11 protein-coding genes are annotated in these 14,879 nt (G+C 56.5%); all 11 read left to right on the forward strand.

Features of this window, described 5'->3' with window-relative positions:
* The first annotated feature begins 67 nt into the window (after window positions 1–67).
* The 11 genes from polA to QV747_RS11565 all read left to right on the forward strand — a co-directional run bounded on the left by polA (window position 68) and on the right by QV747_RS11565 (window position 14,874).
* The gene (gene polA, locus QV747_RS11515) at window positions 68–2,863 is read left to right on the forward strand and encodes a DNA polymerase I (protein ID WP_273432429.1); all 2,796 of its coding nucleotides are present in this window, start codon (window positions 68–70) and stop codon (window positions 2,861–2,863) included.
* A 39-nt stretch (window positions 2,864–2,902) separates the two neighbouring features.
* Window positions 2,903–4,231 (forward strand): hypothetical protein, encoded by a 1,329-nt coding sequence (locus QV747_RS11520; RefSeq protein WP_273432428.1) that lies wholly within the window; start codon window positions 2,903–2,905, stop codon window positions 4,229–4,231.
* 1,268 nt (window positions 4,232–5,499) lie between these two features.
* The gene (locus QV747_RS11525; protein WP_273432426.1) at window positions 5,500–5,964 is read left to right on the forward strand and encodes a DUF2846 domain-containing protein; all 465 of its coding nucleotides are present in this window, start codon (window positions 5,500–5,502) and stop codon (window positions 5,962–5,964) included.
* 227 nt (window positions 5,965–6,191) lie between these two features.
* Window positions 6,192–6,986, forward strand: a complete 795-nt coding sequence (locus tag QV747_RS11530) for a hypothetical protein (protein WP_273432424.1) — start codon at window positions 6,192–6,194, stop codon at window positions 6,984–6,986.
* A gap of 122 nt (window positions 6,987–7,108) precedes the next feature.
* Complete coding sequence (locus QV747_RS11535) at window positions 7,109–7,792, forward strand: glutathione S-transferase family protein (protein WP_273432422.1); 684 nt, start codon at window positions 7,109–7,111, stop codon at window positions 7,790–7,792.
* Between the two features lie 448 nt (window positions 7,793–8,240).
* Window positions 8,241–8,729, forward strand: a complete 489-nt coding sequence (locus tag QV747_RS11540; protein ID WP_273432420.1) for a GAF domain-containing protein — start codon at window positions 8,241–8,243, stop codon at window positions 8,727–8,729.
* Between the two features lie 107 nt (window positions 8,730–8,836).
* On the forward strand, window positions 8,837–9,340 hold the full coding sequence (locus QV747_RS11545; RefSeq protein WP_273432418.1) for a GyrI-like domain-containing protein: 504 nt from the start codon (window positions 8,837–8,839) through the stop codon (window positions 9,338–9,340).
* A 246-nt stretch (window positions 9,341–9,586) separates the two neighbouring features.
* Complete coding sequence (locus QV747_RS11550) at window positions 9,587–10,732, forward strand: acyltransferase (protein ID WP_273432416.1); 1,146 nt, start codon at window positions 9,587–9,589, stop codon at window positions 10,730–10,732.
* A 265-nt stretch (window positions 10,733–10,997) separates the two neighbouring features.
* Window positions 10,998–13,085: a hypothetical protein gene (locus QV747_RS11555; RefSeq protein ID WP_273432415.1), complete on the forward strand. Its 2,088-nt coding sequence runs from the start codon at window positions 10,998–11,000 to the stop codon at window positions 13,083–13,085.
* 93 nt (window positions 13,086–13,178) lie between these two features.
* Window positions 13,179–14,111 carry a hydroxymethylbilane synthase gene (gene hemC, locus QV747_RS11560; RefSeq protein ID WP_273432413.1) on the forward strand — a complete coding sequence of 311 codons (933 nt, stop codon included), beginning with the start codon at window positions 13,179–13,181 and terminating at the stop codon, window positions 14,109–14,111.
* On the forward strand, window positions 14,104–14,874 hold the full coding sequence (locus QV747_RS11565) for a uroporphyrinogen-III synthase (protein ID WP_273432411.1): 771 nt from the start codon (window positions 14,104–14,106) through the stop codon (window positions 14,872–14,874). The genes hemC and QV747_RS11565 overlap by 8 nt, the downstream gene beginning before the upstream one ends.
* Window positions 14,875–14,879 lie beyond the last annotated feature (5 nt).

Here is a 14,879-nt window from a genome sequence, read left to right on the forward strand (position 1 = left end):
TCACTCCTTGGTCGGTTCCGACGTTTATAATGCGGGCACTATTTCATTCAATATAGAGACTGCCCGCATGGCAACGCTGCTTTTAATCGACGGCTCATCCTATCTGTACCGCGCCTTTCATGCCATCCGCGAACTCAGTGCCCCGGATGGCACGCCGAGCAATGCGCTGTTCGGATTTGTGAACATGCTCAAAAAGCTGCGGGCGCAAACTCACACCGATTATATCGCGTGCGTGTTCGATGCCAAAGGTAAAACCTTTCGCGATGACATCTACCCAGCCTACAAAGCCCAGCGCCCGCCCATGCCCGATGAGCTGCGCGTGCAAATCGAGCCGATTCACGCCGCAGTAGCTGCGTTTGGCATCCCGATTTTGATGCTCGAAGGCGTCGAGGCCGACGACGTCATCGGCACTTTGGCGCGGCAAGCTTCAGCGCAAGGCATCACCACGATTATGTCCACCGGCGATAAAGACATGTCGCAGCTGGTCGATGACTACGCGCGCATCGAAAACAGCATGACCGAAGAAGTACTCGACCGCGACGGCGTATTTGCCAAATTCAACGTCTGGCCCGAGCAGATTGTGGATTACCTCGCGCTGATCGGTGATACGGTGGATAACGTGCCGGGCGTGCCCAAATGCGGCCCGAAAACCGCCGCCAAATGGCTGGCCGAATATGGCAACCTGGATAATCTGGTCGCCAACGCCGACAGCATCAAAGGTGTGGTCGGGCAAAACCTGCGCGATACTTTGCAATGGTTACCCACAGCGAAAGAGCTGGTGACGATTAAATGCGACGTTGATCTCTCGGCCGAGCTACCCAACGGCCTCACCGATCTAACGCCGAAAGCCGAAGACAGCGCCACGCTGTTACAGCTGTTTACCCGCTTTAATTTCCGCACCTGGATGCGCGAAATGGAAAACAAGGTGGAGGGCAAAGTCGGCCAAGCGGCCACTAGTAATACCCCGGCCGGTATCACCTCAGACCTATTCTCTGACGAGGCTAGTGCAGCAATACCCCCTGCAGATACCAGCACCAGCAGCCCCGCCGTCCCCGTCGAGCGCCATTACGAATGCATCAACACGCCCGAATTGCTCGCCAAATGGCTAGCCAAAATCAGCGCCACAGCAATGACCGCATTCGACACCGAAACCGATAGCCTCGATCAAATGCAGGCGCGCTTGGTCGGCATGTCGTTCTCGGTGGAAGCGGGCGAAGCCGCCTACCTGCCGCTGGCGCACCACGGTGCCGATACCCCTGAACAACTGCCGTTCGACACTACGCTGGCGCAACTGAAACCGTGGCTGGAATCGGCGGAACACAAAAAAGTCGGCCAGAATCTGAAATACGATCAGCACGTTTTGGCGAACTTAGGCATTAATCTGGCCGGTATCGCCGACGATACGCTGCTGATGTCGTATGTACTCGCCAGCCACGAAAAACACAATATGGACGACCAAGCCGCGCGCGAGCTCGGTGAAACCACGATTAAATACGAAGACATTTGCGGCAGAGGCGCCAAGCAGATTGGTTTTGCTGAAGTTGATCTGGATACCGCCACTGCGTATGCGGCGGAAGACGCCGATATTACTGGCCGCCTAGCCCATACCCAACTCCCTCGCTTGCAAGCCAACGCCGGGCTGCACTATGTGTACCGCGAGATCGAAATGCCGTCGCGCCAAGTGCTGTACGTAATGGAGCGCAACGGTATTTTGGTTGATGCCAATAAACTCAACCGCCAAAGCCACGACATCGGTCTGCGCCTGATCGAGTTGGAACAGCAAGCCTATGAGCTGGCAGGCCAGCCGTTTAACCTTGGCTCACCGAAGCAACTGGGCGAGATTTTCTTCGATAAACTCAAACTACCGGTCATCAAAAAAACGCCAAAAGGCGCGCCATCCACCGACGAAGAAGTGCTCAGCGAGCTGGCCAAAGACTACCCGCTACCGAAAGTGCTGCTGGAGCACCGCAGCCTCGCCAAGCTCAAATCCACCTACACCGACAAGCTGCCGCTGATGATCAACGCCGCCACCGGCCGCGTGCACACCAGCTTTAACCAGACCGTCGCGGTGACGGGGCGTTTGAGCTCGTCCGACCCGAACTTGCAAAACATCCCGGTGCGCACGCCCGAGGGCCGCAAAATCCGCGAAGCCTTTATCGCGCCAGCGGGCAGCAAGATTGTCTCGGCCGATTACTCACAGATCGAGCTGCGCATCATGGCGCATCTATCGGGGGATGCCGCGCTGATCCGCGCCTTTGAGCAGGGTCTGGACATTCACAAAGCCACCGCCGCCGAAGTGTTTGGCGTGAGTCTGGATGAAGTCACTAGCGAGCAGCGCCGCTACGCCAAGAGCATCAACTTCGGCCTGATCTACGGCATGAGCGCGTTTGGCCTGGCCGCCCAGCTCGAAATCACCCGCGAAGCGGCGAAAACCTTTATCGAACGCTATTTCAACCGCTTCCCCGGCGTGGCCGAATACATGGAAGTCACCCGCGCCGCCGCGCGCGATGCGGGCTACGTCGAAACCGTCTTCGGCCGCCGCCTGTGGTTGCCAGCGATCAAATCATCCAACGGCGCGCAGCGCGCCGGCGCCGAGCGCGCAGCGATCAATGCGCCGATGCAGGGCACGGCAGCCGACCTCATCAAGCTAGCGATGGTGGCGGTGAATAATTGGTTGATTGCCGAGAAGTTGAATAGCCGACTGCTGTTGCAGGTGCATGATGAGTTGATCTTAGAAGTGCCTGACGATGAGCTTTCTTTGATAACATCTCAATTACCGATCATCATGGCGGGTGTGGCAGAGTTGAAAGTGCCATTGCTGGCGGAAGTGGGGGTTGGGGAGAATTGGGAAGAGGCACATTAAAAAGCAAAATTGAATAATCATTAACAATGGCAAAATCACATGAAAAGAGAGCTTGAGAATATTTGTGCAGCCTTAGACAGCCTTTCTGCTTCAATAATCGCAGGTTGGAATGCAGATTACTGCTTAACCGAGGGCATAGGTTGGATGGCTCCGGCTCTTACGCGTCATGATCTTGCTGGGATGGCTTCAAAACTGTCAGAAGATATTCGAAATTTGAATGTCGGAACAATAGAAATTAATGAAGCCCAGAAACAATTGATTATCGATTTACCGAGAAGACTGCAATCACTCCAAGGAAATACAGTTCCTCAATTTTATAGCAGCAATGCAGGCCAAGCTGTTCCGGCATATATAACTACAATTAATTTCATACGCTCTCAAGTATTGCCCTCACTAGGTTTTACAGAGATAACCGATGTTAAATTATTGCCTTCAAATATCGCCAAAAGAGCAAGGCTAGCTAATTCAGCATTAGATCAAGCAATTCCAAATCTTGAAATTTTGAAATCCAAAGTAATAGAGATTGAATCCGCACATTCAGCGGCAGATTCTTTACCTATTTATTTAGACGAGATCAAATTAGGACGAGAGGAATTAACCAGAGCCACAAGTAATGCCGCCTTAGCTGAAAAAGAAGCTGATAAAGCTGCAAATTTAGCAAATGACAAATTGAAAGAGATCTCTGCTTTACGAACTAGTGCTGAAATGCTCGTTGCGCAATGCGAAGATGCATATAAAATAACGACAACAAAAGGTTTAGCTGCAGCTTTTGATCTTCGAGCAAGAAACCTTAGTAACTCTCTAATTATTTGGGTAATTCTGCTCGCAGCTGCGCTCATTGTTGGATCAATGATTGGGGCAAGTAGATTAAATGTACTTTCTGAAGCCTTAATTAAACCAAATGCAAATACCGCAGGAATTGCAATTCAAGTATTTCTATCTATGCTAAGTGTTGGTGCACCATTGTGGTTTTCTTGGTTAGCAACAAAACAAATTGGTCAACGTTTCAAATTGGCAGAGGACTATGCTTTTAAAGCTTCAGTTGCAAAAGCATATGAAGGTTATAAGAAAGAAGCTGCTAGGCTTGATCCTAATTTTGAAGCTAGGCTTTTTGCATCCGCACTAGATCGATTAGATGAAGCGCCACTTCGGCTAATGGAAACATCTACACATGGAAGCCCATGGCATGAGCTTGTTAACTCTAAAGCTGTAGAAAAAGCATTTGAAGTAATGCCAGAACTAAAAGATCAAGTTTACACGCTACTACGTGACGGCATAAATAATACTAAAGGTGCTATCACAGAAACTGAAAAGAGTATTTCAAAGGCAAAAAAACCATCACCCGAGAATGAAGCAGAAAAGCCGTAAAACACATTGCACCTCCCGAGAGATGATGAACCGCCAAATATGGCGGTTTTTCTTTGCCTGCAATTGGCATCCACCACGGATTGGCGGCTGTGCGCCGCGGCACTGACTTTCCTTGCTTCGCCAAGGAAAGTCAGCAAAGGAAGGCGACCCCACATCTGCGTCGGCTACGCCGATTCCCTCGACTGCGGACGGATCGAGGCGGCGGCGGGGCTTAACAAAACAGGCCCCGCCGAAACCCCGCCCCGCCCGTTCCTCGCTCGGCGCAGCTGTAGGGGAAACGCGCAGCGCCACCATTACAGATACTGCATAGCGGTATTTGCCTTCAAGCGTTTATAGATTTGACTGCCGTTGATATACACCACCGCCAATTAGAACGGATTGCCCGTGGAGCCGCGCCGTTCGAAAAAATCATGGCGAGATTTTAAGCCGCGTAGTGTTTGAGCTGCTCGTAGGATGGGTGGAGGCCGCAGGCCGATACCCATCAGGCTACCGATGATGGGTATCGCTACGCTCTACCCATCCTACGAGCTTTGGTTGATATACCCCACGCTAATTTTATTTGCGCTCGTTGATCTGGGGCTTAATCCCCTGTCGCCCATCGCCGAGGGAGTGGAGTGAGACAAACAGTTTTTCGTTTGGCTCACGACCGACTGAGGGAAGCCCGGAGGGCCGCAGGCGGGGGGCTCCTTTGGGGTGTTGGGGGCTTTGGAGAAGCAAAGCCCCCAACCTGCCAGCGCGGCGGAACGCGCATTCAAACATCGCGGCGTAGCCGCATATAACCCAAGCTCGCGCAGCGAGTTTTGCGGCGATCGGGCGCGTTAGGGTTATCAGGGGCAAGGCAAGACTGCCCCTGATTGGCCTTAGGCCACGGCCTTCGCTACGGCGGCATAGCCGCCAAGCTCCGTCACGTCGTCCGGCGGGCTAAACCGCCGGTTCACCGCCTGCGTCAGCAGGCTAAATGCAGGTCGATCAATATACCCTGCGCGGTATTAGCTCACACGCAATTATCTACTATGCTTCAGGGCATATACCCCCAGCAAGCCAGAAGCGCGTAGATAAACCAGTTTGTTGCAAGCCGATGCGATGCTGCGCGCAAAAGTTCCAGCCCACGGCACTGCGTAGTACCATTCTTACACCGATCTTCGCCGCAAAACGGCGCCTAGTTTCGGCTGCTGGCGGCTTAGCCCGCCGATTTCCTCGCATTGATCATTGCGCGTCAATCAACCCTTATTGCACGCGATGATTGCCAAAAAAAAGAATTAGACACCATGAAACTCACAACTACCCTTGCCCTGATCGCCACCGTGCTCATCACCGGCTGCGCCTCCGTGGATATGGCGCCGAAAGCCGATTCGGAGCAGGCCAAAACCTTTAAAGCCCCTAGCGCAGGCAAAGCGGGGATTTATGTCTATCGCAATAGCAGCTTTGGCGCAGCGCTGAAACGCAGCCTGTGGGTAGACGGCCAATGCTTGGGTGAATCCGCGCCACATGTGTTCTTTTATACCGAAGTCGACGGCGGTAAAACGCATAAAATTGATACCGAATCGGAGTTTTCGGCCAATACGCTGGAGCTGACCTCTGAAGCCGGCAAACACTATTTTGTTCGCCAATACATCAAGATGGGCGTTTTGGTCGGTGGCGCGGGGCTGGAGCAAATTCCTGAAGAGCAAGGCAAGGCCGATGTGGCACAGCTGAATCTGGCCAAGACAGGTAAATGCAGCCCTAAACAGTAATCGGCGGCTACGCTGCACAAAACTCAAAACCGCCCGCTGTGGCGGTTTTTGTTTGCCTGCCAAGCGGGCTCACCCTCGGCCTAGCCTCGCGCTTAGCCAGCGCCCCCCACTACCCTGTGCGCGGCCTAACAATCTGACTATTCCTTGCGCATAATCATTTGCTAATACTGTCAGTCCTTGGCAAAATTCCGGCTCTTTTCTTTCTTCAACACCAAGTTATACCCATCATGTCGAGTAAAAAAGTAGTTCTGACTGCCAGCCTCTTGAGCGCCATGCTAACTGCCTGCGGTGGTGCAGGTGGTGATGCCATCACACCAGCCAACACCCCGACCCCAACCGCCGCGCCGACCGCAACGCCAGCCCCCGTAACAGCCCAAGGCATCTGGAAAGAAAGCCACACCGATGCAAGCAACAGCAATTCGCTGGAAGAAACAGCAGCGGTGCTGCTGGAAAACGGGACAGCCATTACCCTGGCATGGAGCAATGGCACGCTGAATGATCTGAATATCACCAACTATAACTACGCGAACCAAAGCCTTTCGTTCTCATCCACCTTTGAAGCAGACCCGCTCGCCAGCATGACATTAAGTAGCCTCAGCCTCAGCGGGGCGGTATCGAGCCAGGGCTTAACCCTCCGTGAAACAGGCGCTAGCTCGGGCCTGACCTTGAATGCGGTGGGCAGCACCCCAGCAAAAATCAGCGATGTGGTCGGCACCTACACTGGCAAAAGCTATGCAGGCGCTGGGCCAACTTATCTGAATGTCACCGATGGCTTTAAAGTGCTGAGCGACGGATCGATTGTTGATAATGCGGTCACCAGCTGCCGCTTTAGCGGTCAACTGACCCCAAGCACCAAAATGAATGCCTTCACTTTCACCTTAACGTTTAATCCCAGCGGTTGTGTGCTCAACGGCCAAACCGTGACCGGTATCGCCTTTAAAGAGCCATTCCGCAATAAACTGGTGGCCTTTGGCGCCAATGCGGCAAAAACTCAAGGCCTGTACTTCGAAGGTAGCAAGTAATGACCCCGGCCGGCTGATCTGCCGGCCACAGCTACAGCTGGTTACATCTGGCCACGCCACCGCGCTTGCACCCCCTGCAAGGCAGGGAAATAATCAAGACTCCCTCTCGCTCCGGAGTCGCCATGTACCAGCTGTTTATCGCCAATAAACTGTATTCATCCTGGTCGCTGCGACCTTGGCTGCTACTGAAAACCCTGCAGATTCCCTTTATCGAAACGCTAGTGCCGTTTGGGGCAGGTGATCGCCAACCACAATTTCTGCGATTCTCGCCCACAGGCAAAGTGCCTTGCCTGCAAGCCGGCACACAAACCGTGTGGGATTCGCTGGCGATTATCGAATATCTGGCAGAACGCCATCCCGGCGTATGGCCGGCGGACGAAGCGGCGCGCACTTGGGCGCGCTGTGCTGCGGCCGAAATGCATTCCGGTTTTAACGCCCTGCGCCAGCAATGTGGCATGCATTGCGGTTTGATTATCGAGCGCTATACGCTGGATGAAGCTTTGCAGCGCGATCTGAACCGCATCGCAGCCTTGTGGCAAGACGGCCTTAGCCGCTTTGGTGGGCCATTTCTGGCCGGTGATCAATTCAGCGCGGTGGATGCATTTTTTGCGCCTGTGGCGATCCGGGTACGTGCTTATCAATTACCACTGCCGAGCGCTGAAGCGGCCTACGCCGAGCGTTTGCTGGCCTTGCCGGCGCTACAGCAATGGCTAAACGAGGCGCTGGCCGAGCCCTGGACCGAAGAAAGCCACGAAACCGAAATCCGCGCCACCGGTCGCGTGGTGCGCGATTTACGTGCCAACTGACATGCCGTACTGGCGCCCAGCAACAGCCTACGCGCGCTGGCTGGGGCTCGCCTCAGTCGTCGCGCCATGGGCTTTCTATCATTGGCAAACGCTCCGCTTTAGCCAGCAACTGGCGGCGCAAGCTTGGCTCTGCTCTGCTCGGCCAGTGCAGTGTTTTTGTTCTGGCGGGCAAAGGGGCAGGAAAGACGAAATTGGGCCTGGATTTTAGAATTGATCGCGCTGGGCTGGGCCTGCTGGGTGGGCTTGGGGATGGGTGGGCTGGCGCTGGTTTACTAAGCCCACATCGCCAATACCCGCACATGTATATCATCACAAAGCAATATTAATAAGGCATTTGCGGATATACCTGCAAAGCTGTGCTCGTATAATCATTCATCGTGTTTGCCCCAATAGCCCAGCCGGCGCCGGGGTCGCATGATGTAGAGCATGACCTACCTTGAGGATCGCCATGTTTAGCACCGATGCCCGTAGCCTCAATCCCGATTACCCCGCGCTGGCGCGGCAGCTGGCCAGCTTGCTGGCCGGCGAGCGCGATTTTGTGACCAATGCAGCGCAGTTTTCGGCGTTTGTATTTCAAACTGTGGCCGAGCTCAATTGGGCGGGGTTTTATCTGGCGGTGGATAAACAATTGCGACTCGGGCCGTTTCAGGGGCAAGTGGCGTGTGTGCACATTCCGTTTGGCCGTGGGGTATGTGGCACCGCCGCAGCTACGCGCCAAACCCAACTGGTGCCCGATGTGGAGGCTTTTCCCGGCCATATCGCTTGCGATAGCGCTTCGCGTGCCGAGATTGTCTTACCGGTAGAGGCCGATGGCGTCTTGTGGGGCGTATTTGATGTGGATAGCCCGGTGTTAAACCGCTTTAGCCCCGCCGACGCGGATGGCCTGCAGATGCTACTGGCGGTGTTGATCGCCCACACTGATCCACCCAAGGTTTAATGCGCCTGCTCCCTGCCCTAGCGTGGCATCGGCACGACCTGTGGGCCTGACGGCTTGCCAAAGCTCGTCAGGCGGGCGCAAGCTGTTAGGCCTACAGGGAGAGCATGATGGGTCACGTTCGTTTGGTCGATTTCCCCGGCGCACTGTTGCACGGCATCGATCTGATCACCACCCGGCGCGAGGGGCGTTGTTTTCGCGATATTCCACGCGCCTGGCAGCGCGCGATTGATAACGGTAGCCTGATTGGCCTACCGCATCGGGTGAGCAGCCCGCTGCCGCTATTTGGCGTGGTGCATGATGTGTCGTGCGTGGCGGAGCAGTTTCATTATCTGCTCGGGGCCGAGGTTAGCGCGCAGGCTCCGGCGCCACCTGCCGGCTATCGTGCCCTGCAATTACCCGCCGGGCGCTATGCGGTGTGGCAAACCGAGCCCCCGACCGAAGCGGGCGAGCTGACCAGTGCGATTATGGCGGGCTGGGAAGGCCTGACGGCATGGCTGCCCAGCCAGCAATTACAACGCGCGGCGGGCCCGGATTTCGAGTTTTACGATGCGCGCTTTGATACGGCAGGCACGCTGGAATTATGGCTGCCCGTTGAGCCGCAACTGAGCTAGCCGGTGGCAAGCAACCGCCAAGCACCACCAAGCTGACCAGCGCCAGGGTATAAGCCCCTAAGCCTTGATTCATAAAGCCTTTCAGCATATACCAGCAGACGTGTAGTCGGCCATTCCGGCGTGGCACTGCCCATTCAGCCGTTTTTCGCCCGCCGGCGCTTTGCCCCTCTCGCCAGCGCCCGAGCTTACGCCTACAATGCGCGCACAGCGGCGCAGTGGCGCTGCGTTTTGCTGATCTAATTGCTGATGTCTGCCCAATCCCGTTTTGTTGTACTCGATAGCTTCCGCGGCCTGTGCGCCCTGTCGGTGGTGCTGTTTCATATCCATATCTGGCAAAGCCCCGCGCAGTGGAGCTACTTTCGCTCCGCCGGGCTATTGGTAGAATTTTTCTTCGTCTTAAGCGGTTTTGTACTCGCCCATCGCTATACCCGCCGCCCGCTGCGCTGGCGGGAATGGGGCGACTTTATGCTCAGCCGTTCCTGCCGTATTTTGCCGCTGCATCTGGCGATGTTCGCGTTGATTTGCAGCCTGCTGTATCTGCGCCCGCTGCTGTACGACGCACCTTGGCAGCAACTGGACGAGCTGTTCTGGAGCCGGGAGATGGTCGAGCAAGGGCTGTATAACTTGTTCCTCGTGCACGCCTGGCTGCCACAGGGGTTGCTGTTCTCGTTCAACGGGCCGGCCTGGAGCATCAGTATCGAATACTACTTATATGTACTGTTTGCGCTGGTGTTATGCCTGAGCGGCCAGCGCCAACGGTGGTGGTTTGCCGCTATGGTCGTGTGTTGCAGCATTGGCGCGTGGATTTTGCCAACCCAACTGGCCACCAGCCCGGGGCTGCGCGGCTTAAGCTGTTTCTTTCTTGGCACCTTGCTGCATGGCCTGCAGCAGCGGCTAGCGCCCATCCCGCTGCGCCGCTCGCTGGCGACCGCGCTGGAAGCGGCCATGCTGCTCGGTTTGTACGCGATGATTACCTTTAATTATCCACACAAAAGCTTTTGGGCGGGCTGGGGCTTTGCGCTGGCGATTCTGGTGTTTGCTGGCGAGCGCGGGCAGATTTCCAGCTGGCTGCGCCACCCATGGCTAGTGCGACTGGGCGAGTGGTCGTATTCGGTCTATCTCACACATTTTGTGCTGCTGTTTGGCGTGGGCATGCTGATCAGCCGCTATCTGCCCCACTGGGATTGGGAAAGCCGCGGCGTAGCCTTTTGGCATACCGGTAGCTGGCTGGGCAATCAAGTATTGCTGCTGGCGCTGGTGGCCGGAATTTTGCTGTTTTCCAGCTACACCTATCGCTGGATTGAACAGCCCGGCATTGCACTGGGTAAACGCTTGCGTCGCCGCCAAGCCAGCACCAGCGGCGAATTAGCCATGGCCGCTAGCCGCGCCTAATTAAGGACCGATACACCACCGGGTATCTATCCACAGACCAATCATTTAAAGCCTCGCAAGCAGATACACCGCCAGCACTTTATGACATTTAGCTTCCCCCGCCCCAATGCGGGGGAATTGCATTTAATTCGCCCAATTAATTGAATAATTAATCAAAAAAACTTGGCAAATCAGTGCATCATCATTTAATAATTTAGATTGCACTACGCTTTCAATTCATGGCATTTCTGTGTCATACACAGATTAATTCTGGTATAAAGCCACCATGCCCTACGCCATTCACGCTTATTTGCCTATGCGCACGCCCACACCCGGTTTCGCCCGTCGATTATCTGTCAGTTTGGCCCTGATCGGCCTGCTGGCCCCTGCTGCAAATGCCCTCACCTTGGGCGATCTGGAATTGCAATCCTATGTGGGACAGCCCTTTCGCGGTGCCGTTAGCTACAAGGTCAGCCCGGGCGAGCAGTTGCATCTGGATTGCCTGACCCTCACCCAACCGACCAATGATTTACCCGGGCTACCCGCACCACAGGTGAATGTGATTGCCCGCGGCGAAAGTCAGGGCATTATTCAGATCAGCACGCATCAGCTGATCGGCGAGCCCACCGTGGCATTTGGGCTGCGGGTGGAATGCAATGGCATGCAATTATCACGCGCGTTTACGGCTTTTCTGAATGTCGCCCCACAGGCCGAACCGAGCACGGCCCAAGCGCGCGCCCCACAAATGCCACGCAGCGAGCGCAGCTTCAAGCCGGTTAATCCGGCCCCAGCCGAGCTACCAAGTCGTGACCCACAAACCCTGATCAGTAAAAAGCCGACCACGCTGGCCGAGCTGACCAAGCGCTATTACCCGCTCGGCACACCGCAATATCCGCGCTATTTGAATAAGCTGATCAGCGCCAACCCGCAATTTGGCGCGGACACGCCGATTGCGGCCGGCACGCCAGTGATTATTCCCGACAAACTACGCTCAACCCGCAAAACCGCGCCCCCCGTGGCCAAAATGGAAACGGGCCAATTACGTCTGGATGGTGCCGAGCCCTTGGCGCCGGCCAGGACTAAACCCGTCAGCGGCGCTGAATACACGCGGGAACTGGAGCAACGAGTCGCCCAGCTCACCGAGCTGCAAGGCAAAATGCAGTTGGAAATCACACAACTGAATCAGCGGCTGGCACAGATCAACCCCGCCTCAGCAAGCCCAGCCCCGCTCATGGCCAGCGCGCCAGCAAGTGCTACCGCTAGCCTAGCCGCCAGCAACGCCGAATCAATCGCAAGTGCCAGCACCAGCGTAGCGGCCACCACCACGAACAGCGCCACTAGCGCTCCGCAAATCGCCAGTACCGTGCGCCATACCGAGGCGCCAGAACAAGATAGCGGCTTCTGGCTGTGGGGCGGCTTTGGCTTGGCCGCGCTAGCGCTCGCCGGGGTGGCCGGCCTGAAATGGCAACGCCGCCGGCAAGAGAGCCAAACCAATTGGCATGACGACAATCTGAGCCAGCATATGGCTAGCCAATATCAAGTGCGCCCGGTGGCAGGGCTACAAAGTGAAGCTTTGTCCCGCCACACCATGCTGTCGATGCTACACCCTGGTGGCACACCCAATGCGCATGGAATCGAAGTTCAGGAAGAGCTAGAAAACGATCTGGCCAAAGCACAGCTACTGATCGCCAAAGGGGAAACACTAGAGGCGATCGATCTGTTGTATCGCCTGATTGATGAAGACCCTAGCGATATCGAGCGCTGGCTGATGCTGTTCCGCCTGTTCCGTCAGCAAGGCATGAAAACCGAATACGCGCAGCTGGCGCAAAATCTGCGCGCCATCAGCCCGGATGAGGCGGATTGGGAATTGGTGCGGAATATTGGCGCCAAACTCGACCCGGAAAACCCGCTGTATATCCGCCTGCCCGACGCACAGCCTGATCCGCGCCAATCACTGAAACAGCTTGGTGGTATGGGCGCAGCCATCGCTGCGGCACAAGCTGCCGCTAGCGCTCAGGAAAGCGCCGAGCTGGATCTTGATCTGCGCGCTCCCATGAGCCCGGAAGCCTCGCTGATGTCGACGATGGCCGAAGCCGTTCAAGCCATTCCGCCGCAGTATGGCTCTTTACTGAAACCCGAATTCACGCCTTCGCCAGCCGAACATAAAGTGGATTTACCCCCGCTACAGCCCAGCGAGGCGCCACAAGATCTCTCGCCACTGGAAATCCAGCTGGCGGATTACCAGATCGAGGAAGTGAGCGTCGAGCCGATCGTTGAAGTCGATAAGCTGCCGGAAGATCAGCCTTATGGCGGCGAGTCGATCGATTTTGAGCTCAGCCCGCCTGATCTGCCCTCGGCGGATAAAAAAGCCTAAACCGCACCCTCGTCCAAGGACGAGGGTTTTTTGTGCCATCTGCCGCGCATGGTAGACTCTGCGCATTTCTTTGCTTAGTCAGAAGGTTGCCAGATGTCCGCTCCGCAGAAGATCGTGATCGCCACCCGGGAAAGCCCGCTTGCCTTGTGGCAGGCCGAACACGTGAAAAGCTGGCTTGAACAGACTTATCCACAACTGGAAGTACAGCTCCTGGGCATGACCACTCAGGGCGACCGGATTCTTGACGTTACGCTCAACAAAATTGGCGGCAAAGGCCTGTTTGTGAAAGAGCTGGAGCAAGCGCTCTTGGATGGCCGGGCCGATCTGGCGGTGCACTCGATGAAAGATGTGCCCATGGTCTTGCCCGAAGGCTTTGCGCTAGCGGCGATTGGCGAGCGCGAAGACCCGCGCGATGCATTTGTCTCCAATCGCTATGCCAGCCTCGATGACTTGCCGGCAGGTGCCGTGGTTGGCACGTCCAGTCTGCGCCGGGAAAGCCAGCTGCGCCTGCGTTATCCACAGCTCACCATCAAACCGCTGCGCGGCAATGTCAACACCCGTCTGCGCAAACTCGATGATGGCGAATTCGATGCCATTATTCTGGCCGCGGCCGGACTGAAACGCTTGGGCCTCGGGGCGCGAATTCGCACTGAGCTCAGCCCCGAAGTCAGCCTGCCGGCGCCCGGCCAAGGTGCGCTAGGGCTGGAAATTCGCGCGGATCGGGCCGATCTGGCCACGCTGTTGGCACCGTTTAATCATCCGGCCACGGCGGCCGCGGTGACGGCCGAGCGCTCGCTGTCACGCCGGCTTAATGGCTCCTGCCAGATTCCGCTGGCGGCGTATGCCACGCATGATGACGGTTTCCTGCGTTTGCGCGGCTTTATTGCCCTGCCCGATGGTAGCCAGTCGGTGAGTGCCGAATCCAATGGCTCGTTTGCCGCCGCCGATGGCTTGGGCCGCACCGTGGCCGATTTGCTTTGCACCGAAGGCGCACGGGCGATTTTGAAACAGCTGGCGCATGACTAAAGCCCTGGCCGGCCGCCGCCTGTGGATCACCAGACCCGCTGGCCAAGCCGCGGCACTGGCGCAGGCCTTGGCTGCCGCCGGCGCCGACACCTTGCAGTGGCCCCTGCTCGAGATTGTGCCCCCCAGCGACGCAGCACCACTCGATGCCGCGCTGCGTAATCTGGCGCAGTTTCAACTGGCGGTGTTTGTGAGCCCGTCGGCACTCGATTGTGTCTTTGAGCGCCTGCAGCATTTACAAATCAGCTGGCCAGCCGAGCTGCCCGCTGCGGTGGTAGGCCCCGGCAGCGCCCGCCGCGCTCAGGAGCTAGGCATCAGCACCATCATCAGCCCCGCACAGCAATTTGATAGCGAAGGCCTGTTGGCCGAGCCAGCCCTGCAGAAGCTCGCCGGCCAGGCGGTCGTGCTGTTTCGCGGGCATGGCGGGCGTGAACTTTTGCCCGCAGCTCTAGCCGAACGCGGGGCGCAGCTGCACGCAATCAGCGCTTATCAACGGCAAGGCGTGCGCTGGCCAGAGGCCGAACTCTTGACACAATTGGCCGCCGGCTGCGATGGTGTCATTGTGTCCAGCTCGGAAGCTGCACAACATTTGTTCGCCATTGGTGGAGAGGCAACGCAGCACCAGCTACAATCAAGACAGTATTTCGCCCCGCATCCGCGCATTGTGGCGGCCCTGCAAGCCCACGGTGCCCAGCGGGTGGAACTGACTGCCGCTGGTGATCTGGGCATCACCACTTCGATTTGCCAGCACTTTAGCCACGAATAAAACAC

It is taken from the genome of uncultured Chitinibacter sp. (assembly GCF_945957625.1).
Lineage (GTDB): Bacteria > Pseudomonadota > Gammaproteobacteria > Burkholderiales > Chitinibacteraceae > Chitinibacter > Chitinibacter tainanensis.